Raw genomic sequence first — 21,318 nt, 5'->3', positions numbered from 1 at the left:
AGCCATCATGTGGACACCTCTGTCGGACCTTCCCGCCCACAATCCGCCCAAGCCGCTGCATGGCGTGCGCGTGCTCGAACTCGCCCGCATCCTGGCGGGGCCCTGGGCTGGACAACTGCTCGCCGATCTCGGTGCCGAGGTCATCAAGGTGGAGCGGCCGGGGCAGGGCGACGATACCAGGACCTGGGGACCTCCCTTCATCACCACGGAGGATGGCGAGAATCTGGGCGCTGCCTATTTCCATTCCTGCAATCGCGGCAAGCGCTCGGTCGCCCTCAATTTCGAGACGGCTGAAGGGGCCGATCAGGTCCGGGCGCTCGTGCGCGAGGCCGATGTCGTACTTGAGAATTTCAAGGTCGGGGGCCTGAAGAAATACGGCCTCGACCATGAAAGCCTGAAGGCGATCAATCCCCGTGTGGTGACCTGCTCGGTCACGGGATTTGGACAGGATGGTCCATATGCCGCCAGGGCGGGCTATGACTTCATGATCCAGGGCATGGGCGGCATCATGGACCTGACCGGCGATCCGAACGGGGAACCGCAGAAGATCGGTGTCGCCTTCGCGGATGTCTTCACGGGAGTCTATGCCGTGGTCGGCGTGCAGGCGGCTTTGCGCCGCCGCGAGATGACGGGGCTGGGCGGGCATGTCGACATGTCGCTGTTCGACGTGCAGCTCGCGGTGCTTGCCAACCAGGCGATGAACTATCTCGCTTCCGGCAAGAGCCCCACGCGCATGGGCAATGCCCATCCCAATATCGTGCCCTATCAGGTCTTTCCCGCCAGCGACGGGCACATCATCATCGCCTGCGGCAATGACAGCCAGTTCGTCAAGCTTTGCGGCGTGCTCAACATCCAGGATATCGCCGCTCATCCCGATTATCTCACCAACAAGGACCGGGTGCGCAACCGCGATACCCTGGCGGCCCTGATCGCCGGATTGACCGGGCGGCGGACGAGGGCGGATCTGCTGGCATCTCTGGAAAAGGTCGGCGTGCCGGCCGGACCGATCAATTCGGTCGCCGACGCCCTGCACGATCCCCAGGCTACCCATCGCGGCATGATCGTCGACCTGCCGCATCCCGGCGTGAAGGGCGGCTCCATTCCGTCCGTACGCACGCCCATCCTGATCGACGGCGAACCGATGGTGGCGCGGACAGCGAGCCCGGACCTGCCGAAGGAGTAGGGACTGGTTCTGCACCAATTCCAATCATGATGCATGAATCAAAAAGGCCGCTGCTGGAGCGGCCTTTTCCATGGGTCGGACCAGTCCGGGACCAGCACCAATCCTTGTGTCTTCAGGCGTAGACCTTGAAGCGATCATTGTCGTTCATGAAGCTCTTCTCGGGGAAGGGCTGCTCGTTGGAGCCGAAGGGCATCTGGGCGCGCAGCTTCCAGGACTTGGGCACATGCCATTCCTTCTGCACGGCCTCGTCGACCAGCGGGGCATAGTGCTGCAGGCTGGCACCGATGCCGTGCTCGGCCAGGGCCGTCCACACGGCGAACTGCGCCATGCCGCCCGACTGTTCCGACCAGATGGGGAAATTGTCGGCATAGAGCGGGAATTTGTCCTGCAGGCTCTTCACCACGTCCTGATCCTCGAAGAACAGCACGGTGCCGGCGCCGGCGGCGAAAGCATCCATCTTGCCTTCGGTCGAGGCGAAGCTGTCGGCGGGCACGATCTTGCGCAGGATTTCCTTGGTCAGGTGCCAGAACTTGTCGCTCTGCTTGCCGAACAGGATCACGGCGCGCGAACTCTGCGAATTGAAGGAGGACGGGACATGCTTGATCACGTCCTGGATCAATCTGCTGATCTCTTCCTCGCTCTTGGGCAGCGTCTTGCCCAGGGCATATTGCGTGCGGCGGGTCTTGATATGATCGATAAAGGTCTTGGACATGAGGAGTCTTCTCTATCTGTGTGACGTCGAGGAGGGCCGTCGCTTGCGGCACTTCTTATCGCAGCCCTCCATGCCTCGAATGTGACGGGATGGAAATCTGGATAATTTCGATGGTTAGATGCGAAAAGGTTGAGATGTCGTAGCGCTTCGGTCGGTTTTGCCAAAAGGCCAGACGGATCTTTTCGATCCGTCTGGCAGTTGGCGACGCAAGGCCGGGCTGGCCCGGCCTTCCTCCTCAGGCGGTCGCAACGTTTTTCCGGTTGAGGGCGGCGTCGACGCTGAGGCCGCCGGCACCGAAGGCTACGACCTGGAGCAGGCCGCCTGCCATGGCGATGTTCTTGAAGAAATGGATGAACTGGTTCTGGTCGCCCAGATTGTTATGAAAGAAGGCGGCGGCGGCGACGGAGAACACCGCCATGGCGAGGGCGACGAGGCGGGTCTGGTAGCCGACGATCAGCAGGATGCCGCCGACAAGCTCGACCAGGATCGCGAGGATGACGCCGAGATAGGGAAGCGGCAGACCGGCAGCCGCGATATAGCCGGCAGTGGCGGCCGGAGCCGTCAGCTTGCCGAAGCCGCTGAGAAGAAAGATCGCCGCGATCAGCACGCGGCCGAGCAGGGGGGTGTAGCGAACGTCTGAGGACATGGCAGTTTCTCTTTTTGGTTGAGGGCGGTGAGCGGCTTTGTCCGCTCAGGCCTTGATGTCGGTAAAGTGCGCGCTTTCCAGCGCCTTGGCCAACGCATCCGTGGCACCCGAGGGGGCGAGGGCCACGATATGGATTCTCGGCAGCGGCTGAGACTGCTCCTTGAGGAGCAGGGACGCCAAAGCCGGGTTGGCTTTTCGGCCGAGGATGCGATCGAACAGGGTGGTGATGAACATGGCGAGCACCTCATCTGAACTTGGTGCCGTTATCTCAAAGATTGATGTTCAAGAAAATATGGATAATATAGACAATTAGGTTCGAGGAAGTTGATATGTCTGATCCGCGCCCCACGCTTGACCAGCTTCAGGTCTTCCTTGCCATCGTCGAGGCCGGCAGCTTCGCCGGCGCGGCCCGTCAGCTCGGGCGCGCGACCTCGGTGGTGAGCTACACCATCGCCAATCTGGAAGCTCAGCTCGGGCTGGAGCTTTTCGATCGCGATTCCACCCGCAAGCCCCAACTCACCGAGGCCGGCAAGGCCATGCTGGCCGAAGCGCGTGTGGTGGCGCGGGGCGTGGGCAGCCTGATCGCCAAGGCCAAGGGTCTGACCTCGGGGCTGGAGGCGGAGGTCACGCTGACGGTCGACGTCATGCTGCCGCCCTGCGCCCTGGTACGGGTACTGAACGCCTTCCAGGCGGAATTTCCCACCGTGTCGTTGCGACTGCATGTCGAGGCGCTCGGCGCCGTCACTCAGCATGTGCTCGACGGCATCGCCGATCTCGGCGTGGGCGGGCCCCTGTCGCGCGACATCATCGGCATCGAGCGGCGGGGCATCGGCTCCATCCGGCTCATCCCCGTGGCTGCTCCTTCCCATCCCCTGGCCAGCCTCGGTAGCGAGGAGGCCGATGTCCGGGCGCAGGAACATGTACAACTCGTGCTGACGGACCGTTCCAAATTCACCGAAGGGCAGGAATTCGGCGTGCTCAGCTCGAAGACGTGGCGCATCGCCGATCTCGGCGCCAAATTCATGCTGCTGCGCTCCGGCATCGGCTGGGGCAGCATGCCCGAGGACATGGTGAACGACGATATCGCCGCAGGCCGGCTGGTGCGCCTGGCGATGACAGGCTGGGATCGCAATCTCTATCCCCTGCAGAGCATCCGGCGCACGGATACGGCGCTCGGCCCCGCTGCGAGCTGGCTGCTTGCCAGGCTGAAGGCGGCGCTGGACGAGACCGGCGAGGCGCTTGCCGCTGCGCGCAGCGCGGCATAGGCGTCGCCAGGAAGCTGGGCAGGCAAGGGCACCGGGTGCGCGGATGAAGGCGGCCTATCGCTGTGTCGTCCCCTTCATCGGCACCACTGTGACCTTGGTTCCATAGTTGTTCAGCGCTTCCAGATATTCGGGCTTGATGCCGTCATCGGTGATCAGTTCGTCGATGGCGGAGAGCTCGCAGAAGGTCGAGAAGGACGGTGCCGAGAATTTCGAGCTGTCGACCACCACGATGGTGCGACGGGATGATTGGATCATCTTGCGCTTGAGCGAAGCGACTTCGAGGGCGGCATCGGTGAGGACATTGCCGCTGACGGCATAGGCACCGGTGACGCAGACATCGGCGTGCACGGTGTTGAAAAAGCTCTCGCCCGGCTCGCCCCAGAGCGAACGCCAGCCGCCGGGCCGGATGGTGCCGCCCGGCATGATCACCCTCCAACTCGGTACGTCGGAACTGACCTGCGCGATCTCCAGGCTGTTGGTGACCACGGTGAGGGAAAGGTCACGCAGGGCCGCGGCCCGTACCACTTCCATCACGGTGGAACTGGCTTCGAAGATCACGCTCTCGCGATTGTTGATGCGCAGGGCCGCTTCGGCGCCGATGGCGATCTTCTGGGCGCGCTGCATATGCGCATTGATCTGCGATTCACGTTCGAAGGTCGCTTGCAGCGGCGGCACCAGCAATGCGCCGCCATGGGTGCGTTCGAGATAGCCGCCTTCCATCAGATGTTCGAGATCGCGGCGAATGGTCGATTGCGACCCGCCGATCGAGTCGGCCAGTTCCTGGATGGAGGCCGCCCCATTGATGCGTAGATGCTCCAGAATGAGCGCCCGCCTTTTGGCGGGGATGATCTCGACGCGTTTGGTGGGGGCTTCCATATAAGGCGGACTCCTTTGAGCATGCAGATCATCGACACGGTCCCGAGATGCACAGACCCTCGGCGCCGTCAGACGGTACAGGCTCGACTTAGGCACAATCTTGCAGATTCTGCCATTGAAGCGCGTTGCTTCCCAGATGGACAAAAGGCGGATCAAAACGACCCGCCTTGTCTGATCGAATGGCGGAACCGTCAGGCCAATGCAGCTCACTTAAGCGTCTTCGAGTTTGCACGACCTTCGTCATTGCCGGGCTTGACCCGGCAATCCAGCCTTTAGCCCCGTTGCGCGGGGGAGGCTTCTGGATAGCCGGGTCAAGCCCGGCAATGACAATTCGGAGTGTTTCCTCCTTAAGGGAACTGCATTGGAACCGTCAGGCGACCTTCTTCAGGGCCGCCGGCTTGAGCACATCCTCGGTGATCGCGAGGTCATCTTCCAGGCTGCGCTTGGCCTTGAGGCCGCTCTTGGACAATTCGCCATGATAGGCCTTGACGGCTTCGTCCGGTGCGATGGTGCCGTCGGCGACCTGCCGCATCAGCACCAGCAGCGCAAGCGGATCCTCCGCCAGGTTGATCTTGCGGCCGAACAACGCGACACGGCCGCCATACTTCTCGGCCTGGTGGAGCAGTTCGAAGGTGTCACGGGTGGTACCGGCGCCGCCGCCAAGCACGCCGACCACCAGGTCGGGATCGAAGCTCGACAGTTCTTCGAGCGCCTTGGGTCCATTATAGACGATCTTGAGGAATTGCGGGCGGTCCGCCTTGGTCACGCCGGCCAGGCAGCGCAGGATGCTGTCATTGATGTATTCGCCGATCTGCTGGCGATCGAGGCCGCAGTCGACATTGGGATTGAAGACTTCGAAGAAGTACTTGAAATTGTTGTCGGCGGCCTCTTCGCGGAAGGCGGCGAAGGCGTCGAGTGCCTCATAGTCGTGATCGATGTCGTTGAGGAAAGTCACCGAATAGAGGCCGAGATCGGTGCCGGTCACGGGTGCGCCGATCGCGGGATCGTTGGTGCCGTACATGACGCGCGAAAGGTTGGCGGTCCGGAAATGGCGGGAGGGATGCTTGGTATAGGCCTGGTGGCGCACGCCGCCCCAGCAATCGGTGGTGTCATTGGCGCGAATGGAGGGTTTCACCGCCGAAGTGCGGAAGACGCCGCGCTCGTGCAGCAGCTCGAGATTGGAGGCCGACACCAGCATGATGTCGACGATATCCTGCTCGACGATGGCCTGGATCTGGTCAAGAAATTCGGCGCGCGTGCGCACCCGGCCCTGGCCACCGTCGGTGCTGCGGGCAAAGCCGGTTGCCGCGAGGCCGGAGCCCATGTCGCCGTCCTTGGCATCGGCAATGATGAAGTCGGAACGCTTGTAGTTGCCCGCTCTGATATTGCGCAATTTCTGGTCGAGACGGGTTTGGGGATAGGCCATCGCACATGCTCCTTGGACTGGCGATGAATGCCGCCGCTTCCTCGCTGCGGCGAGTCGCATTCATTTCAATGACACTCATATACGATCAAAATCTTTCAAACCAGTGCAAAATTTTCCGTTCACAAGGATTATCGCTGGCACCCGCAGGGCAGGAATCCTTGTGGAGGGCGACGCGAATTCGCATGGATGAGATTTGCCATTTGCTGCTGCGTTGCGGGAGAAGGAATGAAGAGTCTGCCAATCGCATCGGTGTGAAGGAGAAATGTCGTGCTGCCGAATTTCGAAACGCAGCGCCTGCTGATACGGCCGCGCACCATGGCCGATTTCGAAGCCTGCCTTGACATGGATCGCGATATCGAGGTCACCAAGCATATTCCGGGGCCCTGGCACGATCCGGAACAGCACGAGGCGTTCGTCAGGCAGCGCATGCAGGCCGACTATGGGCCGGGGCTGGGCTACGGGACTGTCGTCGACAGGTTTCATCCCGATCGCTTCCTGGGGTGGATCCTGCTCATTCCCGCCGACGGAACCGGGCCTGAGATCGAGATCGGCTGGCGGCTGGTGCGGAAGGCCTGGGGCAAGGGCTATGCGACCGAAGCGGCCGTGCCGGTGGTTCGGCATGCCTTTGCCACGCTCGAGGCAGACAGGATCGTAGCCGAGATCGCTCCCCGCAATGCCGCTTCGCTGCGCGTCGCGCAGAAGCTGGGCCTCAGCGATGCCGGCATGCGCAATGATCAAGGCGCGACCTGGAAGCGCTTCCAGATGACGCGAAGCGATTTCGCTTCGCTCGAAGCGACCGGACGCTGAGACACCCAGCCCCGGCTAGGGAGCAGAGGCAAGGGCCTGCAACGGCCGGCTGTCGGCCGGCCGCTACAGGACAGAAAGCGGGACTTAGCCGTTGGTCGGGGCAGGTGCTGCCGACAGGGCTTCCTGCAGCTTCTGCTCTTGTTCCGGCGACAGCGAGGTCTTGATCACCCGTCCCTTGAGGCCGCTGAATTCGGCCAGGACCTTCTCGGGTTGGACCTTGCGGACCAGCACGAACAGGGCGGAGGAATTGTTGGGAATGGTCTGGCCGAGCGACTTGATGAAGTCGTCGTCGATGCCGTAATCGGCGAGCGAACCGGAGAGGGCGCCGACGCCCGCACCGACGGCGCCTCCGATGGCGAAACCGGCCAGCGGGTTGAGGAAGAGCAGGCCGACAAGCCCGCCCCACAACGCACCGGAGAGCAGGCCGGAACTCGCACCGATGCCGGTCAGGTTGATGCTCTGCTTGAGATGAACCTTGCCCTCGGCATTGCGGGTGACCACCACCGCATCCTCGAGATCGACCAGATATTCCTTCTTGAGCGCGTCCAGCTTGAGCAGGACCTTGTCGGCCTCATCGATGGAATCAAAGCCGACGACAATAAGATCGGACATCAAGAACTCCTGTGTTCACCTGTCATGGCGTGTTGCGCCATGAAGGACGTTTATCCAGCAAGCCTATGGAATCCATGTGACCATTGTCGGGCACGGATCGTGCTTCCGGCACGTCGTGAAAACGTCTGCATAGATGCCCATCCGGGCTCGCCTTCACTGCGGCGCGGCATCGGGCGCATAGTTGCCGGCGAATTCCTGAGCGGGTGGAATGGGCGTGATCACGTCGATCAGCACGCCATTGGGATCGGCCGTGATGAAATGACGCTGCCCGAACGCCTCGTCGCGCAATTCCAGCAGGATCGGCAGGCCCACCTGTTTGAGCCTTGCATATTCGGCATCGACGTCGGCGACTTCGAAATTGAGCAGAAGACCGCCGACCTGCCCACCGCGCCCCTGTTCGGGAATGGTGTGGTGATCGCCGTCGAGCACGGCGAGATTGACCGTCTCGTCAGCTGCCGATTGCAGATGCACATACCAGTCCGCCTCGAACAGGATCCGGAAGCCCAGATGCTCGACATAGAAGGCCGCAGTCGCGGCCACTTGCCTGGTCATGATCACGGGATAATAGCTGGTGATCTTCATGGACATTCCTGCGCCTCCCCTATAAACATACAGTCTGAATGTTTTTTGATAACATACAGGCTGTATGTATGCAAGAGGACGGCCGACGCTCCAACCAGGATCGCACGCTCAGAACGCGGGCGGCCTTGATCGCGGCTGCGCGGCGCCTGTTCGTCGCCAAGGGCTATGCCGATACGGGAACGCCCGAATTGGTGGCCGAGGCGGGCGTGACGCGCGGTGCGCTCTATCATCATTTCGTCGACAAGCAAGCGCTGTTCCGTGCTGTCGTCGAGGCAGAGAATGCTGCCCTGGCCGCTGAGATCGAACGGGCGGCACCGGAAGAACTCGGTGCGATGGAGGCGCTGATCGCCGGCGGCGAGGCTTTTCTGGCCGCCATGTCCGAACCCGGGCGTACCCGGCTCTTGCTGATCGAGGCCCCGGCCGTGCTGGGGCGCGAGACGGTGGATGCCATCGACGCCGCCCATGGTGGTCGCACGCTGCGAGAAGGTATCGCCGCAGCGGTCGCAAGCGGGTTGTTACGACCGGTACCCCTCGAAACGGCGGCGCTGCTCCTGTCGGCCGTCTATGACAGGGCGGCACTGTCGATGGCCGCGGGAGCGGCCGGAGAGGAATGGCGGGCGCTCATCCGGCGCGTGCTCGATGGCTTGCGCGTTCCGGCTGGATGAAGGATCAGAGGATGCATTCCAATCACCAATCCGATGATGCCTCGCTGACGATCCCTGCGGCTTTGCGCCGAATGGGGTTGCTCGGACCGGGGGAGACGGCGCGCTTTTCAGCCCTGACGGGTGGGGTTTCTTCCGACATCCATCTGGTCGAAACCGCGAGCCGGCGCTTCTGCGTCAAGCGGGCATTGGCCCGCCTGAAGGTGGCGGCCGTCTGGGAGGCACCGACGAACCGCAACGCGGCGGAAGCAGCCTGGATCCGCCAGATAGGCCAGTGGTTGCCGGATGGCGTGCCCGCCTTGCTTGGCGAGGACGAGCAACTCGGCCTGTTCGCCATGGCCTTTCTGGCTCCCGAACTCAACCCGGTGTGGAAGGAGCATCTGCTGGAACAGCGGGTCGACAGCGCGTTCGCGGCGCGTGTCGGTGCCGATCTCGGCCTCATTCATGCAGCCAGCGCCCGGGAGGGAGAGCTTGCTCTGCGCTTTGCCAATGACACGACCTTCGGGCCGATCCGCATCGAGCCCTATCTCATGGCCACGGCCCGCGCGCATCCCGATCTGGCCGGCAGGATCGAGGCCATCGCCGCCCGCACGCTTGCCAGCAAGAAGGCGCTGATCCACGGCGACGTCAGCCCGAAGAACATCCTGTGCGGACGGAAGGGGCCTGTCTTTCTCGACGCCGAATGTGCCTGTTTTGGCGACCCGGCCTTCGATCTCGCCTTCTGCCTCAATCATCTCCTGTTGAAAGGGGCGCGGCGAGGCGTGCCACGCGCGGCCTATCGGGATGCCTTCGAAGCCCTTGCCGGCACCTATTTCGCCAGGATCGACTGGGAGGACCGCGCTGCTCTCGAGGCCAGGACGGCTGCCCTGCTGCCGGTGCTGTTCCTGGCGCGTGTGGATGGCAAGTCGCCTGTCGAATATTTGACGCAAGAGGACGAACGGGAAGCCGTGCGCCACTTTGCCAGACCGCTGATCGCCGACCCGCAGCAAGACCTGATTGCCATCGCCAATGCCTGGGCCCGCCAATGACCGATATATTCATCCGTAGACTTGATGCGCGCCGCATCTGGGATTCACGCGGCCGTCCCACCGTCGAAGCCGAAATCGAGCTCAGCGACGGCACTATCGCGCGGGGCATTGCTCCGGCTGGCGCCTCCCGGGGCAGCCGCGAGGCGCTCGAGCGCAGGGATGGCGGCGAAAGGCTGGGTGGCCTCGACGTCCAGGGAGCCCTCGCTGGCATGCGTGAGGAGATCGCGCCGCTTTTGATCGGCCGCGACCCGTTCGACCAGGCGGGGCTGGACGCGGCGCTGATCGCGCTGGACGGCACGCCGACCAAGCAAAGGCTCGGCGGCAATGCCACCGTCGCGGTCTCGCTCGCTGTGCTGCATGCGGCAGCCGCCAGTCAGGGCCAGCCGCTGTGGCAATATCTGGCGGGTGAGGGGAGCGTTACCCTTCCCCTTCCGGAAATCCAGATCTTCGGCGGCGGCGCGCATGCCGGCCGCCGCACCGATATCCAGGATTTCATGGTGATGGCGCCCAAGGCGGCGAGCTTTGCCGAGGCGCTCGAGATCACGGCCGAGGTCTATCTGGCGGCTGGAAGGATCATGGCCGAGCGCGGCCTGTTGCAGGGCGTTGCGGATGAAGGAGGCTGGTGGCCTGCATTTGCTTCCAACGAAGAGGCGCTCGACACGCTGGTGCTGGCCATCGAGCGAGCCGGCTTCACACCGGGCGACGACGCCGCGATCTCGCTCGATATCGCCGCCTCCGAATTCGGCCGCGGCGGGCGTTACCGGCTCGGCCTGGAGGGACGCGAGCTCGACCGGGACGGCATGGCGGACTATCTCCTGGGCTGGTGCGAGCGCTATCCCATCCTGTCGATCGAGGACCCTTTCGCCGAGGACGATGCCGAAGGGCTTGCCCGCTTTACTGCGGCCGTGGGCCACCGCATTCAGGTCATCGGCGATGATTTCCTGGTCACCAATGCCGGGCTGGTCGAACAGGCGGCGAGGAACGAAACCGTCAATGCGGTGCTGGTGAAGGTCAACCAGGCCGGCACGGTCAGCGAGGCCAAGGCTGCCTGCGAGGCGGGACGACGCGCCGGTTTCGGCACGATTGTGTCGGCTCGCTCCGGGGAGACAGAGGATGTCGCCATCGTGCATCTCGCGATTGGCTGGCATGCCGGACAGCTTAAGGTCGGTTCCTTCGCCCGTTCCGAACGCATGGCCAAATGGAACGAGGCCCTGCGTATTGAAGAAGCCCTCGGATCCAAGGCCCGCTTTGCGGGTATCGACAGCCTGCCCTTCAAGCGTCGGCAGAGCGTCACTTGAGAGCCGCTGGCAGGGCTTCCCGGGGTCCTGCATGGGTGAGGTCGATGAGCTTGCTTGCCTGCAGGTGCGGGGGGAGGTCGGCTGGTCGGTAGACCTGGCGGGGTATCAAGCAAAGAAAAGCCGGAGGAGGAAGCGCCTGTCTTCCTCCTCCGGCGGGCATTTACTTGCATGACGTTAAGTTATTGCAATCGAAATCTGCGCTTGGATGCTAAATTTAAGCATCTCCTGGCAAATAAGGCGTCTGCGACTTCATAACTTCAGTGCAAGCTTGCGCCATCCCGTAACAAAGCTGGCTACGCTCATCAATACAAAAAATAAGCATGTCCGATGCCATCATCGGATAAATCGATTAACTGCTTGGATGGTCGAAAATTGTCTGACATGAACGCCTCAATATGTGAGAATCTTAAGACAATTCGTGCTCTTCGAGCTCACCTGTATCCGCGAATCCCCACTGCATGCCTGTCAAGAATAGAACCAGAATGCGACTGGACTGATACCAGGACCGTACCAACGGTAACTTATCCGGCTGCAGCGCTGGGGCATTGACAGCCGGTAAGCCGGGAGCCGAAGTCGACGGTTGTCGCAGCCGGCACTTGGTCCTATCACAGCGCTGATGCTCGAGAGCGATACGGGGCGGCAATGACGGCCAAGATCCTGGTGAGCGCCTGTCTCGTCGGGCGGCCTGTTCGTTACGACGGTGCGGCGAAGACGCTCGATCACCCGGCTCTCACGCGCTGGCGCGACGAAGGGCGTCTGGTCGTGGTTTGTCCCGAACTCGCCGGAGGATTCAGCGTACCCCGGGCCCCAGCCGAGATCGCCGGGGGACTGTCGGGCCACGACGTCCTGGCGGGCGCTGCGCGGGTGGTCGATATCACCGGCGCCGATGTAACCGCGCTCTTTCTCGACGGCGCTAGGAACGCCCTGGCTTTGGCGCAGACGGAGGGGTGCCGCTTCGCGCTCCTGATCGATGGCAGCCCATCCTGCGGCGGTGCCTTCATCTATGACGGGGCTTTTGCAGGGCGGAAACATGCCGGTGCCGGCGTCACGGCCGCGCTCCTGCGGGCGGAGGGCCTCGAAGTTTTCACGCCGGCGGAAATCGGTGCTCTCGAGGCCAGGTTGGAAAGCGTCGACGCAGACTGAAGGGGAACGGAGCGCGTCAGCCCAGATCTTTCTCCATATAGACCCTGCGCAGGCCCTTTTCCTCGATGCGATGTGTCTCGGCATAGCCGCAGCGGCTGTAGAGCGCGATATTCTCCGTCATCGCCTCATTGGTGTAGAGCCGGATCCGGCGATAGGCCGCTTCACGGGCGAAGTCTTCGGCCGCCAGGAGCAGGAGGCGGCCCAGTCCTCGCCCCTGCGCGGCTGGAGCGACCGCAACATTGTCCAGGAGCATCGCATCCGCTTGCGGGATCAGGACGAGTATGCCCTGGATATCGCCATCAAGGACGAGGACATGCAGATGCCCTGCCTCTACCAGCGCGGCGTAGTTGTCGAGCATGGGCCCGGGCTTGCGCCCGATGCGCACGACATAAGGCCTGTAGGCTGCCTCGACGATGTGCTCTATGGCCGGAAGATCGGCAACGGTCGCGAGGCGCAGGGCTTGGACCATAATGTCCTCCGGAAGGGGTGAGCGGTGTTCCCGCTCTCCTCGGTTCTCCGGGGAGAGCGGTCATCGTCAGGTTGGCCCAGTCTCCGAGAGGGCGCGCCGGATGGCAATCTCCACGGGCGAATAGTCTCCATCGTCGCGTTGCAGCCGGAAAGGTTCCCTCGGTATCAACGGAGGCTGCGCCAGAAAGCGCGGTGTGGAGCCCCGATGCTTCTGCGCGGCGTGCACCAGGAAGGGGTGGCAAAGATAGACCGTGCCGGCCTCGCCCGTTGCCAGCGTCTGTTGGCGCCGAACACCCATCTGTTCCAGCTCCATGCGCGAACGCCCGGCTTCGCCCGCCGGAGCGAGGTAGCGCGCCATGTCGAGGTGCGAGCCGATGCGAATGCGGGTCGGCGCATCGTCCGGTCCCACGTCGGAGAACAGGAACAGCATCAGCAGGGCCCGCCCGCGTGAGGTGACGTTCACGCGCCAGGCCGAAAAGTCGGTGCGCTCATCAGGGTCGCAGTCCTCGCCAGGAAAAGAAAGGTCGACATGCCAGCCGGCGTCGCCGGGATCGTCGGGGTGGGGAAAGCGTATCGGGAAACTGCCGAGGCCGTCCCGTGGATGCCAGCGCCCTTTGCCGACGAGCTGGTCGAAGGCCGATTTGAGCACGGGTGTGTTGGCGGCCTCCCGGAACGGGCCTCCGTCATAGCCGCCGAGTCGGATCACGGGTTTCTTCCAGGTGGCGGAATCGTCGGGATCGCAGGGGATGTCCCGCCACAGGATGGAACGGGCCTGCACCGCCAGGTCGCGGGAAAAGGCGCCATCGATCCTCACGAAGCCGTCTTCGATGAATCGTTCGATCTGCGCGGCATCGAGAGCGCGCTCTTGTGGGAGTGTGGGCATGAGAAATCTCAATCATCGCGCCGTTGCGCCGCCACGGGCGAACGGCAACCGCCGTATGATTCACGGCGACAAGTCCGCCGGAGCGGACCGGCATCCAGTCTTTCCTCGGTTAGCGGACGAGGAAGAAGACGGTGGCGATGTTGAGTGTCTGCATCATCATGACCGCGGCAGCATAGGCCTGCGCAGGGCCGGGTCAACCTTGTCGGACGCTATTTCTTCTGACCAATCGGTGGCGCATGCGCCCGAGCTGTTCTAAGCAGGGAGCGGGCTCGACGCCCCAATCAGTGCCGTACCGAGGAGACTTCAGATGACGTCCGCCGCTTCCGCTCCCACCACGCCGAAATGGGTGACGTTGTCGAGCCACCGAGCCTGGCTCCTGCAGCAGGCGGATACGCTGTTCTCCGTATTCGAACAGAACAGCCTCAATCCCTTGGGCGGCTTCTACGATCTCGACATGGCCTGCAAGCCCTTCGTGCCCGGACAACCGCCCGGCAGCCTGCCGACCCGCCAGATCCACTCGACCACGCGCATGGTGCATTGCTTTGCCATCGCGCATCTGATGGGGCGCCCGGGCGCCGACGTGATGATCGATCACGGCATGGATTTCATCTGGAACGGCCATCGCGACAAGGACAAGGGCGGCTATTTCTGGGGCGTCGGCTATGAGGGGCCGACCGACGACACCAAGCAGGCCTATGGCCACGCCTTCGTGCTGCTGGCGGCTTCCAGCGCCAAGGTTGCCGGTCACCCCGATGCCGACCGGCTGCTCGCCGACATCTCCACCGTGCTGGAGGAGCATTTCTGGGAGGAGGGGCCCGGTGCCACGGCCGAGGAGTTCACGCGGGACTGGCAGTCCTTCGATACCTATCGTGGCCAGAACTCCAATATGCATCTGACCGAGGCCCTGATGGCGGCCTTCGAGGCAACGGGCGACAGCAGCTATCTCAACAAGGCCGAGCGCATCGCCGACCTGATCGTTCGGCGCCATGCCGCCGAGAATGGCTGGCACCTGCCCGAGCATTTCAGCCAGGATTGGCAGCTCAACAAGGATTATTCCGGCAGCCCGGTCTTCCGTCCCTACGGCACCACGCCGGGCCATTGGCTGGAATGGGCCCGCCTGTTGCTGCAGCTGTGGGAACTGGGCGGGCGCAAGCTGACCTGGCTGCCCGATGCCGCCGCCAACCTGTTCCGCCAGGCCGTCAAGGATGGCTGGGATCATGAAAAAGGCGGCTTCTACTATACGCTCGACTGGACCGGTGCGGCGCGCATTCGCGATCGCTATTGGTGGCCCTGCTGCGAGGGGATCGGCGCGGCGGCTTTCCTCAACGCCACCGACGGCGACGGTTTCTACGAAGAATGGTACCGCAATATCTGGAACTTCAGCGCCGCACGCTTCATCGACAAGGTGCATGGCGGCTGGTTCCCCCAGCTCGGCGATGACCTCAAGCCCAACACCGGCCCGTTCTACGGCAAGGTCGACATCTACCACGCCCTCCAGGCCTGCCTTATTCCGCTGCTGCCGACCACCGGCAGCATCACGCGCGGGCTGATCACCGAGGGGGTGAAGATTTGAAGGTGACGGCAATGATGGCCAGCGCAGAGAGAGGCAGGGACGGCTGTATCGGATAGAGATACATTTCATTGTAAAATGTATCGAGGAATGATACATGTACCTTGCATAGGGTGAGACATGATCCGCTCATTCAAGGATAGGCTGACGGAAGCCGTCTTCAATGGCGGCGTTCCCAAGGGCTTTCCAACGGACATCGTCAGGATTGCCCGCCGTAAATTGGAAGCGCTTCATGCTGCTCATAATCTCGACGACCTGCGCTCGCCACCAGGCAATCGTCTCGAGGTGTTGTGGGGAGATCGCGCCGGCCAGCATTCCATCCGGATTAATGACCAGTTCAGGGTCTGTTTCATCTGGTCGGATGGTGGCGCGGAGCGTGCCGAGATCGTGGATTATCATTGAGGAGGAGTATCGTGGTCGAAATCGTAGCGACCTTGCCGCCTATGCATCCCGGCGAAATATTGCGGGAGGAATTCCTGATTCCTCTCGGCCTGTCCGCTGGCAGGGTTGCAGCCGCAGCCGGCGTTCCTCGCACTCGAATCGAGCGAATTGCCAAGGAGGAGATGGGTATATCTGCCGATACCGCCATCCGTCTTGCCAAGGTGCTGAGCACCACGCCGGAGTTCTGGGTCAACCTGCAGAGCCGGTACGATATTCTGACGACGCGCGCGCGGCTTGGCTCCACTCTCGAAGACGTGAAATCACTGCACGCGGCATAGCAACGTCATGTCTTGCCTCGCTGCCGATCAAGGACGGCTACACTCTCACTCGCTGTCAGGCTGGTTCGCCGGATGCGCCTTGACGAAGGCGGGATGCCCTTCGGCCTCGGCCTCGACGCGGCGGATGCGAGGATAGGCGTCGAGCGGCACGCCGAAGCGGCGGGCGGCGTAGAGCTGCGGGATGAGGTAGACATCGGCCAGCCCCGGTGTTTCGCCGAAGCAATAGGGGCCGTCGCCGATCAGCGCCTCGACCGCCTTCAGCCCCGAGCCGGCCCAGGTCGTGATCCAGGCGTCGACCTCCGGCTCGGCCTGGCCGAGCGTCCGGCGCAGATAAGTCAGCGGGCCGAGATTATGCAGAGGTTGGATGTCGCAGCCGATGATCGCGGCGACCGCCCGCACCTTGGCGCGCTGCGCGGGGTCGGCAGGCAGCAGGGGCGGTACGGGATAGGCTTCTTCGAGATATTCGATGATGGCCGGGGACTGGGTCAGAGCCGTGCCGTCATCGAGCACCAGCGTGGGCACACGCTCCTGCGGATTGAGAGCCCGATAGGCCTCGCCATGCTGTTCGCCGCCATTGCGCACCAGATGTATGAAGGCCTGTTCCACTTCCAGGCCCTTGAGGGCAAGGGCGATCCGCACCCGATAGGACGAGGTGGAGCGCCAATAGGTGTAGAGTTTCATGGTCGCGTTGCCTTCCTGTCATGGCGATGCGCAGAGTGCGATACGCGCGAGATCCGGTATGCAAATCTCCTCAACTCCATCACGTGACGGAGCGAGATCGGCACACCAAACGTGCGCCAGCCTCCATCCTTATGACGAAACTAAAGCGCCGGCCGGATCACTGCACGGCATACCCCGAAGCCGATGGAAACAAAGCCCTCGCGGCGGCAATGCCCCTTGAGGATAACCTCGTCGCCATCCTCGAGGAAGCGGCGCTCCTCGCCCGTTTCGAGGCGGATGGGATTCTTGCCGCCCTGGCTGGCTTCCAGAAGGCTGCCGCAGGCGTCTTGTCCAGGCCCCGAAATGGTGCCCGTACCGATGAGATCGCCCGGGCGCAGATTGCAGCCATTGGAGCTGTGATGGGCCAGCATCTGCGCCACGGTCCAATACATGTGCCTGGCATTGGAGCGAGCCAGCGAATGGGCTGCGAGCTCCTGGCTGCGCAATTCGGCAGTCGTCAGCAGGACCTCCAATTCGATATCGAAAGCGCCCTGGGCCTGGTCGCCGGCATCGTTGAGATAAGCAAGTGGCGCAGGATCGCCCTCGGGGCGAGGTGGCTGTGCAATGCGGAAGGGGGCGAGCGCTTCGGCTGTGATGATCCAGGGCGAGACGGTGGTGGCGAAGCTCTTGGCCAGGAAGGGCCCGAGAGGCTGATATTCCCAGGCCTGGATGTCGCGGGCCGACCAGTCGTTGAGCAGGCAGAGGCCGGCGATCTGGTCGCCTGCGGCCGATATCCCGATCGGGGTGCCGAGATCGTTACCCGGTCCCACCCACACGCCGAGCTCGAGCTCGTAATCCAGTCGCGCGCTCGGGCCGAAAGTCGGCGTCTCCGCCTCCGGCCGTTTCGACTGGCCAAGCGGGCGCTGGATCGCGATTCCCGAGGGAAGGACGGAAGAGGCGCGGCCGTGATAGCCGATCGGCACATATTTGTAGTTGGGCAGGAGTGGATTGTCGGGCCGGAACAGCTTGCCCACGGCGGTGGCGTGGTGGATGCCGACATAGAAGTCGGTGTAGTCGCCGATCCGCGCCGGCAAATGGAGAAGGCAGTCGGAGGCCTTGTAGAGCAGGGGCTCGACCCGGGGGCGCAGGGAGCTGGCTTCGGCCAGGAGGTTGGAAAGCGCCTGGCGCAGGGCGCGGCGCGGGCCGGCGCCCAGCGCCAGCAGGCCGTTGAGATCGTTCCCCCGCGCCGCTTTTGCGGCTCGTTCGGCAGCACCGCTGAGGAGGCCGCCATCGAGAATGGCGCGCAGGTCGAGAATGGCATCGCCGATGGCGATGCCGGCGCGCGGGGTCGCGCCGCCCGGGCTGAAGATGCCGAAAGGCAGGTTCTGGATCGGAAAATCGGCATGGCCGTTCGCCGAGGCGACCCAACTGGTCAGTTTAGGATCGTGCGTCTGGTCGAGTTCAATCATCAGGGCCTGCTCGGATCGAAATGCTTGGTCATCTTGTGGCCGTAGCCGCCATAGTCCTTCTGCAAGGCGCCGGAGCCGGCTGCGAAGGCGGACACGCGCTGCGGGAAACGGCTCTCGAACATGAAGGCCAGCGTGTTTTCCAGTCGGTGCGGCTTGAGCTCGACCTGGCTGGCTTTCTCGAAAGCGTCGAGATCGGGCCCATGGGGCAGCATCATGTTGTGCAGCGAGGCGCCGCCCGGCACGAAGCCGCCGCCGGTCTTGGCGTCGTACTGGCCGTAGACCAGGCCCATGAACTCGCTCATCACATTCATATGGTACCACGGTGGCCGGAAGGTGTTCTCGGCCACCAGCCAGCGATCCGGGAAGATCACGAAATCGATATTGGCGGTGCCCGGCGTTTCCGACGGCGAGGTCAGCACGGTGAAGATCGACGGGTCGGCATGATCGTAGAGCACGGGGCCGACCGGCGAATAGCGCCTGAGATCATATTTGTAGGGTGCGTAATTGCCATGCCAGGCCACGACATCGAGCGGCGACTGGTTGATCGCAGCCGACCAGAGGACGCCGCCCCATTTGACATAGAGGCGAGAGGCCACCTCCCGGTCCTCATAGGCGGCGACCGGTGTGAGGAAGTCGCGCGGATTGGCCAGGCAATTGGCTCCGATCGGTCCTCGTTCGGGCAGGGTAAGGGCGCCGCCGTAATTCTCGCACAGATAACCGCGGGCCGGGCCATTCTGAAGCTCGACCCGGATCTTCACGCCGCGCGGAATGACGGCGATCTCGCCCGGCTCGATATCGATGATGCCGAACTCGGTCGCGAGGCGCAGCGAACCCTGCTGCGGCACGAAGAGAAGTTCGCCATCGGCATTGTAGAAATACTCATCCACCATCGAGCGGGTGATCAGATAGACATGCGCACCCATGCCGGCATGGGTGGCGGCGTCGCCGGCCGTGGTCAGTGTATGCACGCCGTCGAGGAAGGAAACCGGCTCGGCCGGGATCGGGAGTGGATCCCAGCGCAGCGGCGCGATCGGAACCTCGACCTCGGGGGCGGGGGCCGTGCGCCAGAGCCCGATATCGGCCTTGGCGAACGCACCCCAATGGCTCACCGTCGGCCGGATGCGGTAGAGCCAGGAGCGCTCATTGGTGGTGCGCGGCGCCGTGAAGGGCGAGCCGCTGAGCTGCTCGGCATAGAGCCCATAGGCGCAGCGCTGCGGGGAATTGCGGCCAAGGGGCAGGGCGCCCGGCAGTGCCTCGGTCTCGAAGCCGTTGCCGAAGCCCGACATGTAGCCGGCCTGGATGGCACTGACGGCTTGGCTCTTTTGATCGCCGCCTGGCGTGGGAGACTGGAGATTCATGATCGCCTCCTGCATTCGAACGTTTCAACTGTAATCGTTGCGTTTGTAACCATCAAAGCTGCGGCCTGCGCTGCAGATCCTCCTGCCCGAACGGACCGGCATTGGGTTGGCTGGAGATGTCGTCATCCGCAGCTCTACCACGGGTCTCCGGCGTCAATATGAGCACGAGCAAGGCCGGCACCACCATCAGCGCGGCGTAGATGGCGACCGACATCGGCGTGCCCGTGCGCTCGATCAGGAGGGCGCCGATCAGCGGGGCGACCGAACCGCCGAGCACGGAGGCGGCCTGGTAGGAGGCGGAAAGGGCAGTGTAGCGCACGCGTGTCGGGAACATCTCGGTGACATAGGGGGCAAGGCCGCCGAGGAGGAACCCGTGGGTGCACAAGGCCAGGACGGCTCGAAGGTAGAGAGCCGATGGCGCCGCGCCCTGCACCAGGGTGAACAGGGCAAACGCGGCGATCGTGGCACCGATGAAACCCGCGATCATCACCGGCCGGCGCCCGATACGGTCGCTGAGCCAGCCCGAGCCGAGGATGACGGGCAAAGAGGCGAGCGAGGCGACGAGGACGACATCAATGGCCTGCGCCCGGCTCAGCCCGAGCCGGGTCGTTGCCAGCAGTAGGACGAAGGTTGAGAACAGATAGAGCAGCGTGTTCTCGGCTGCCTTGACGAAAAAGACCTTGGCCATCGAGAGTTTCTGGGTGGCAAAGGCTTCGGCCAGCGGTGCGTGGGCGATTTCGGTTTCGGCCTTGATCTCGAGGAAGGCCGGCGATTCATCGACCTGCCGGCGGGCCCAGAAGCCGAGGGCGATCAGCACGATCGACAGCAGGAAGGGAATGCGCCAGCCCCACGCCAGGAACGCCTCCTCGCCGAGCCAGAGCTGGACGAGGCCGAGAATGCCGAGGGCGAGGACATTGGCGGCCGGGCCGCTCGCCATTGGAAAGCTGGTCCAGAAACCGCGATGCCGGGCCGGCATGGATTCGGCCACGATGGTCAGCGCGCCGGTTGCCTCGCCGCCGACCGCAACGCCCTGGAAGATGCGGATGAGCAGGAGCAACAGGGGAGCGGCGACGCCGATGGTCTCATAAGTCGGCAGGAGGCCGATGGCGACGGTGGCCACACCCATCATCAACAGGCTGACGATCAGCGTGTTCTTGCGTCCGAGCCGGTCGCCGATCACTCCGAAGACGATGCCGCCAAAGGGGCGGGCGAGGAAGCCGGCGGCGAAGGTGCCGAGGCCGAGCAGGGTGCCCACGAAGGGATCGTCGGCTGGAAAGAACACCTTGTTGAAGACGAGCACAGTGCTCGCGGCGAAGATGAAGAAATCATACCATTCCAGTGTCGAGCCCAATGTGGCGGCAAGCATCACCTTCAGGCGGGACGCCATCGAAGCCATCTTCATCCTCCCGGTCGCGGATCTTTGGTTATGCGACCACACGTCGAGAAGCGGCCGCTCGTTTATGAAGTTGCAGTTGTAACTGTCGATAATGTAACTATCAAAGCATGGCCAAGCTCACGCTCGAGAACTTTCTGCCCTACCGGCTCAACCGCATCGGCGCCGCCGTGTCGCGCGATTTTCGCACCGTCTACGGGCCGGAGCACGACCTGACCGTGCCCGAGTGGCGGGTGCTGGCGACATTGGGCGAATTCGATGAGATGGGCGCGAAGGCGATCGGCGCCCATTCTTCCATGCACAAGACCAAGGTCAGCCGCGCCGTGCGAGCGCTGGAGGAACGCCGCTGGCTCAAGCGCCGCGAGAGAGTGGAGGATAGGCGCGAGGAGATCCTCAGCCTCTCGCCGCTGGGGCGGCGGGTCTATGCCGAGATCGTGCCGCGGGCGCTGGCTTTCGAAGCAGCCTTGCTGGCAGCCCTCGGCCCGGAGGCCGAGGCACTGTTGCAGGGCCTCGACAAGCTCGAAGCCAGCATGGATCTGCGCTGAGCGCGCCTGACCG

The 21,318-nt window shown here is 63.4% G+C and carries 25 protein-coding genes; 12 read left to right on the top strand and 13 right to left on the bottom strand.

Translation table 11 applies throughout. The features are described from left to right. Nucleotides 1–7 precede the first annotated feature (7 nt). Nucleotides 8–1,183 carry a CaiB/BaiF CoA transferase family protein gene (locus ABXS05_RS04910; RefSeq protein WP_367623119.1) on the top strand — a complete coding sequence of 392 codons (1,176 nt, stop codon included), beginning with the start codon at nt 8–10 and terminating at the stop codon, nt 1,181–1,183. Between the two features lie 112 nt (nt 1,184–1,295). Here the strand turns inward: ABXS05_RS04910 and ABXS05_RS04905 are convergent, their stop codons facing one another. The 3 genes from ABXS05_RS04905 to ABXS05_RS04895 all read right to left on the bottom strand — a co-directional run bounded on the left by ABXS05_RS04905 (nt 1,296) and on the right by ABXS05_RS04895 (nt 2,775). Continuing rightward, on the bottom strand, nt 1,296–1,895 hold the full coding sequence (locus ABXS05_RS04905; protein ID WP_367623118.1) for a nitroreductase family protein: 600 nt from the start codon (nt 1,893–1,895) through the stop codon (nt 1,296–1,298). Nucleotides 1,896–2,130: 235 nt separating this feature from the next. Beyond that, nucleotides 2,131–2,541: a DoxX family protein gene (locus tag ABXS05_RS04900; protein ID WP_367623117.1), complete on the bottom strand. Its 411-nt coding sequence runs from the start codon at nt 2,539–2,541 to the stop codon at nt 2,131–2,133. Between the two features lie 45 nt (nt 2,542–2,586). Then, entirely contained in the window at nt 2,587–2,775 is a 189-nt protein-coding gene (locus ABXS05_RS04895) for a hypothetical protein (protein WP_311935272.1), read from the bottom strand. A gap of 95 nt (nt 2,776–2,870) precedes the next feature. On the opposite strand from ABXS05_RS04895, the gene ABXS05_RS04890 reads away from it, so the two are divergent. Beyond that, nucleotides 2,871–3,806, top strand: a complete 936-nt coding sequence (locus ABXS05_RS04890; RefSeq protein WP_311935270.1) for a LysR family transcriptional regulator — start codon at nt 2,871–2,873, stop codon at nt 3,804–3,806. A 54-nt stretch (nt 3,807–3,860) separates the two neighbouring features. Here the strand turns inward: ABXS05_RS04890 and ABXS05_RS04885 are convergent, their stop codons facing one another. Continuing rightward, the gene (locus ABXS05_RS04885) at nt 3,861–4,682 is read right to left on the bottom strand and encodes a DeoR/GlpR family DNA-binding transcription regulator (protein ID WP_311935268.1); all 822 of its coding nucleotides are present in this window, start codon (nt 4,680–4,682) and stop codon (nt 3,861–3,863) included. A 370-nt stretch (nt 4,683–5,052) separates the two neighbouring features. After that, a complete protein-coding gene (locus tag ABXS05_RS04880) occupies nt 5,053–6,108 on the bottom strand; it encodes a hypothetical protein (RefSeq protein ID WP_367623116.1) in 1,056 nt (351 codons plus the stop codon). Between the two features lie 267 nt (nt 6,109–6,375). On the opposite strand from ABXS05_RS04880, the gene ABXS05_RS04875 reads away from it, so the two are divergent. Then, a complete protein-coding gene (locus ABXS05_RS04875) occupies nt 6,376–6,915 on the top strand; it encodes a GNAT family N-acetyltransferase (RefSeq protein WP_311935265.1) in 540 nt (179 codons plus the stop codon). Between the two features lie 84 nt (nt 6,916–6,999). Here ABXS05_RS04875 and ABXS05_RS04870 read toward each other — a convergent pair whose 3' ends face one another. Beyond that, nucleotides 7,000–7,527 (bottom strand): DUF1269 domain-containing protein, encoded by a 528-nt coding sequence (locus tag ABXS05_RS04870; RefSeq protein WP_311935263.1) that lies wholly within the window; start codon nt 7,525–7,527, stop codon nt 7,000–7,002. A 153-nt stretch (nt 7,528–7,680) separates the two neighbouring features. Beyond that, nucleotides 7,681–8,109, bottom strand: coding sequence for a VOC family protein (locus ABXS05_RS04865; RefSeq protein WP_311935541.1), 429 nt, complete (start codon nt 8,107–8,109; stop codon nt 7,681–7,683). Nucleotides 8,110–8,177: 68 nt separating this feature from the next. On the opposite strand from ABXS05_RS04865, the gene ABXS05_RS04860 reads away from it, so the two are divergent. The 4 genes from ABXS05_RS04860 to ABXS05_RS04845 all read left to right on the top strand — a co-directional run bounded on the left by ABXS05_RS04860 (nt 8,178) and on the right by ABXS05_RS04845 (nt 12,240). Continuing rightward, complete coding sequence (locus tag ABXS05_RS04860; RefSeq protein ID WP_311935261.1) at nt 8,178–8,774, top strand: TetR/AcrR family transcriptional regulator; 597 nt, start codon at nt 8,178–8,180, stop codon at nt 8,772–8,774. A gap of 11 nt (nt 8,775–8,785) precedes the next feature. Next, on the top strand, nt 8,786–9,799 hold the full coding sequence (locus ABXS05_RS04855) for a phosphotransferase family protein (protein ID WP_367623115.1): 1,014 nt from the start codon (nt 8,786–8,788) through the stop codon (nt 9,797–9,799). After that, nucleotides 9,796–11,097, top strand: a complete 1,302-nt coding sequence (gene eno / locus ABXS05_RS04850) for a phosphopyruvate hydratase (protein WP_311935258.1) — start codon at nt 9,796–9,798, stop codon at nt 11,095–11,097. Before ABXS05_RS04855 ends, eno begins: the two co-directional genes overlap by 4 nt. 642 nt (nt 11,098–11,739) lie before the next feature. Continuing rightward, the gene (locus ABXS05_RS04845; protein ID WP_311935256.1) at nt 11,740–12,240 is read left to right on the top strand and encodes a 2-thiouracil desulfurase family protein; all 501 of its coding nucleotides are present in this window, start codon (nt 11,740–11,742) and stop codon (nt 12,238–12,240) included. Between the two features lie 16 nt (nt 12,241–12,256). Here ABXS05_RS04845 and ABXS05_RS04840 read toward each other — a convergent pair whose 3' ends face one another. Both ABXS05_RS04840 and ABXS05_RS04835 read right to left on the bottom strand, forming a co-directional pair. Next, the gene (locus tag ABXS05_RS04840) at nt 12,257–12,709 is read right to left on the bottom strand and encodes a GNAT family N-acetyltransferase (protein ID WP_367623114.1); all 453 of its coding nucleotides are present in this window, start codon (nt 12,707–12,709) and stop codon (nt 12,257–12,259) included. A 66-nt stretch (nt 12,710–12,775) separates the two neighbouring features. After that, nucleotides 12,776–13,591 carry a phytanoyl-CoA dioxygenase family protein gene (locus ABXS05_RS04835; RefSeq protein ID WP_367623113.1) on the bottom strand — a complete coding sequence of 272 codons (816 nt, stop codon included), beginning with the start codon at nt 13,589–13,591 and terminating at the stop codon, nt 12,776–12,778. Between ABXS05_RS04835 and ABXS05_RS04830 the strand changes: the two genes are divergently transcribed. From ABXS05_RS04830 to ABXS05_RS04815, 4 genes are all read left to right on the top strand, one after another. Further along, nucleotides 13,590–13,847 (top strand): hypothetical protein, encoded by a 258-nt coding sequence (locus ABXS05_RS04830; protein ID WP_311935250.1) that lies wholly within the window; start codon nt 13,590–13,592, stop codon nt 13,845–13,847. The two genes, ABXS05_RS04835 and ABXS05_RS04830, sit on opposite strands and share 2 nt — an antisense overlap. A gap of 51 nt (nt 13,848–13,898) precedes the next feature. Beyond that, nucleotides 13,899–15,164, top strand: a complete 1,266-nt coding sequence (locus tag ABXS05_RS04825) for an AGE family epimerase/isomerase (RefSeq protein ID WP_367623112.1) — start codon at nt 13,899–13,901, stop codon at nt 15,162–15,164. A gap of 117 nt (nt 15,165–15,281) precedes the next feature. Continuing rightward, on the top strand, nt 15,282–15,563 hold the full coding sequence (locus ABXS05_RS04820) for a type II toxin-antitoxin system RelE/ParE family toxin (RefSeq protein ID WP_367623111.1): 282 nt from the start codon (nt 15,282–15,284) through the stop codon (nt 15,561–15,563). Between the two features lie 20 nt (nt 15,564–15,583). Beyond that, nucleotides 15,584–15,880 (top strand): HigA family addiction module antitoxin, encoded by a 297-nt coding sequence (locus ABXS05_RS04815; protein WP_311935539.1) that lies wholly within the window; start codon nt 15,584–15,586, stop codon nt 15,878–15,880. Nucleotides 15,881–15,925: 45 nt separating this feature from the next. Here the strand turns inward: ABXS05_RS04815 and maiA are convergent, their stop codons facing one another. The 4 genes from maiA to ABXS05_RS04795 all read right to left on the bottom strand — a co-directional run bounded on the left by maiA (nt 15,926) and on the right by ABXS05_RS04795 (nt 20,763). Continuing rightward, nucleotides 15,926–16,561 (bottom strand): maleylacetoacetate isomerase, encoded by a 636-nt coding sequence (maiA, locus tag ABXS05_RS04810; RefSeq protein WP_367623110.1) that lies wholly within the window; start codon nt 16,559–16,561, stop codon nt 15,926–15,928. Nucleotides 16,562–16,701: 140 nt separating this feature from the next. Continuing rightward, nucleotides 16,702–18,009 carry a fumarylacetoacetase gene (gene fahA, locus ABXS05_RS04805; RefSeq protein ID WP_367623109.1) on the bottom strand — a complete coding sequence of 436 codons (1,308 nt, stop codon included), beginning with the start codon at nt 18,007–18,009 and terminating at the stop codon, nt 16,702–16,704. Then, nucleotides 18,009–19,367, bottom strand: a complete 1,359-nt coding sequence (hmgA, locus tag ABXS05_RS04800; RefSeq protein WP_311935240.1) for a homogentisate 1,2-dioxygenase — start codon at nt 19,365–19,367, stop codon at nt 18,009–18,011. The genes fahA and hmgA overlap by 1 nt, the downstream gene beginning before the upstream one ends. A 52-nt stretch (nt 19,368–19,419) precedes the next feature. Beyond that, nucleotides 19,420–20,763: an MFS transporter gene (locus ABXS05_RS04795; RefSeq protein ID WP_311935238.1), complete on the bottom strand. Its 1,344-nt coding sequence runs from the start codon at nt 20,761–20,763 to the stop codon at nt 19,420–19,422. A gap of 107 nt (nt 20,764–20,870) precedes the next feature. Here ABXS05_RS04795 and ABXS05_RS04790 point away from each other — a divergent pair, with 107 nt between their 5' ends. Continuing rightward, on the top strand, nt 20,871–21,305 hold the full coding sequence (locus tag ABXS05_RS04790) for a MarR family winged helix-turn-helix transcriptional regulator (protein WP_367623108.1): 435 nt from the start codon (nt 20,871–20,873) through the stop codon (nt 21,303–21,305). Nucleotides 21,306–21,318 lie beyond the last annotated feature (13 nt).

The organism is Labrys neptuniae, from assembly GCF_040797145.1.
Lineage (GTDB): Bacteria > Pseudomonadota > Alphaproteobacteria > Rhizobiales > Labraceae > Labrys > Labrys neptuniae.
The sequence above is the reverse complement of the archived record's forward strand: the minus strand, read 5'-3'. Positions and strand labels throughout refer to the sequence as shown.

Excerpts from the sequence above, each read along its gene's own strand:
- ABXS05_RS04910 (WP_367623119.1), top strand. The coding sequence starts at position 8 with ATGTGGACACCTCTGTCGGACCTTCCCGCCCACAATCCGCCCAAGCCG.
- ABXS05_RS04905 (WP_367623118.1), bottom strand. The coding sequence starts at position 1,895 with ATGTCCAAGACCTTTATCGATCATATCAAGACCCGCCGCACGCAATAT.
- ABXS05_RS04900 (WP_367623117.1), bottom strand. The coding sequence starts at position 2,541 with ATGTCCTCAGACGTTCGCTACACCCCCCTGCTCGGCCGCGTGCTGATC.
- ABXS05_RS04895 (WP_311935272.1), bottom strand. The coding sequence starts at position 2,775 with ATGTTCATCACCACCCTGTTCGATCGCATCCTCGGCCGAAAAGCCAAC.
- ABXS05_RS04890 (WP_311935270.1), top strand. The coding sequence starts at position 2,871 with ATGTCTGATCCGCGCCCCACGCTTGACCAGCTTCAGGTCTTCCTTGCC.
- ABXS05_RS04885 (WP_311935268.1), bottom strand. The coding sequence starts at position 4,682 with ATGGAAGCCCCCACCAAACGCGTCGAGATCATCCCCGCCAAAAGGCGG.
- ABXS05_RS04880 (WP_367623116.1), bottom strand. The coding sequence starts at position 6,108 with ATGGCCTATCCCCAAACCCGTCTCGACCAGAAATTGCGCAATATCAGA.
- ABXS05_RS04870 (WP_311935263.1), bottom strand. The coding sequence starts at position 7,527 with ATGTCCGATCTTATTGTCGTCGGCTTTGATTCCATCGATGAGGCCGAC.
- ABXS05_RS04865 (WP_311935541.1), bottom strand. The coding sequence starts at position 8,109 with ATGAAGATCACCAGCTATTATCCCGTGATCATGACCAGGCAAGTGGCC.
- ABXS05_RS04860 (WP_311935261.1), top strand. The coding sequence starts at position 8,178 with ATGCAAGAGGACGGCCGACGCTCCAACCAGGATCGCACGCTCAGAACG.
- ABXS05_RS04855 (WP_367623115.1), top strand. The coding sequence starts at position 8,786 with ATGCATTCCAATCACCAATCCGATGATGCCTCGCTGACGATCCCTGCG.
- eno (WP_311935258.1), top strand. The coding sequence starts at position 9,796 with ATGACCGATATATTCATCCGTAGACTTGATGCGCGCCGCATCTGGGAT.
- ABXS05_RS04845 (WP_311935256.1), top strand. The coding sequence starts at position 11,740 with ATGACGGCCAAGATCCTGGTGAGCGCCTGTCTCGTCGGGCGGCCTGTT.
- ABXS05_RS04840 (WP_367623114.1), bottom strand. The coding sequence starts at position 12,709 with ATGGTCCAAGCCCTGCGCCTCGCGACCGTTGCCGATCTTCCGGCCATA.
- ABXS05_RS04830 (WP_311935250.1), top strand. The coding sequence starts at position 13,590 with ATGAGAAATCTCAATCATCGCGCCGTTGCGCCGCCACGGGCGAACGGC.
- ABXS05_RS04835 (WP_367623113.1), bottom strand. The coding sequence starts at position 13,591 with ATGCCCACACTCCCACAAGAGCGCGCTCTCGATGCCGCGCAGATCGAA.
- ABXS05_RS04825 (WP_367623112.1), top strand. The coding sequence starts at position 13,899 with ATGACGTCCGCCGCTTCCGCTCCCACCACGCCGAAATGGGTGACGTTG.
- ABXS05_RS04820 (WP_367623111.1), top strand. The coding sequence starts at position 15,282 with ATGATCCGCTCATTCAAGGATAGGCTGACGGAAGCCGTCTTCAATGGC.
- maiA (WP_367623110.1), bottom strand. The coding sequence starts at position 16,561 with ATGAAACTCTACACCTATTGGCGCTCCACCTCGTCCTATCGGGTGCGG.
- fahA (WP_367623109.1), bottom strand. The coding sequence starts at position 18,009 with ATGATTGAACTCGACCAGACGCACGATCCTAAACTGACCAGTTGGGTC.
- hmgA (WP_311935240.1), bottom strand. The coding sequence starts at position 19,367 with ATGAATCTCCAGTCTCCCACGCCAGGCGGCGATCAAAAGAGCCAAGCC.
- ABXS05_RS04795 (WP_311935238.1), bottom strand. The coding sequence starts at position 20,763 with ATGGCTTCGATGGCGTCCCGCCTGAAGGTGATGCTTGCCGCCACATTG.
- ABXS05_RS04790 (WP_367623108.1), top strand. The coding sequence starts at position 20,871 with ATGGCCAAGCTCACGCTCGAGAACTTTCTGCCCTACCGGCTCAACCGC.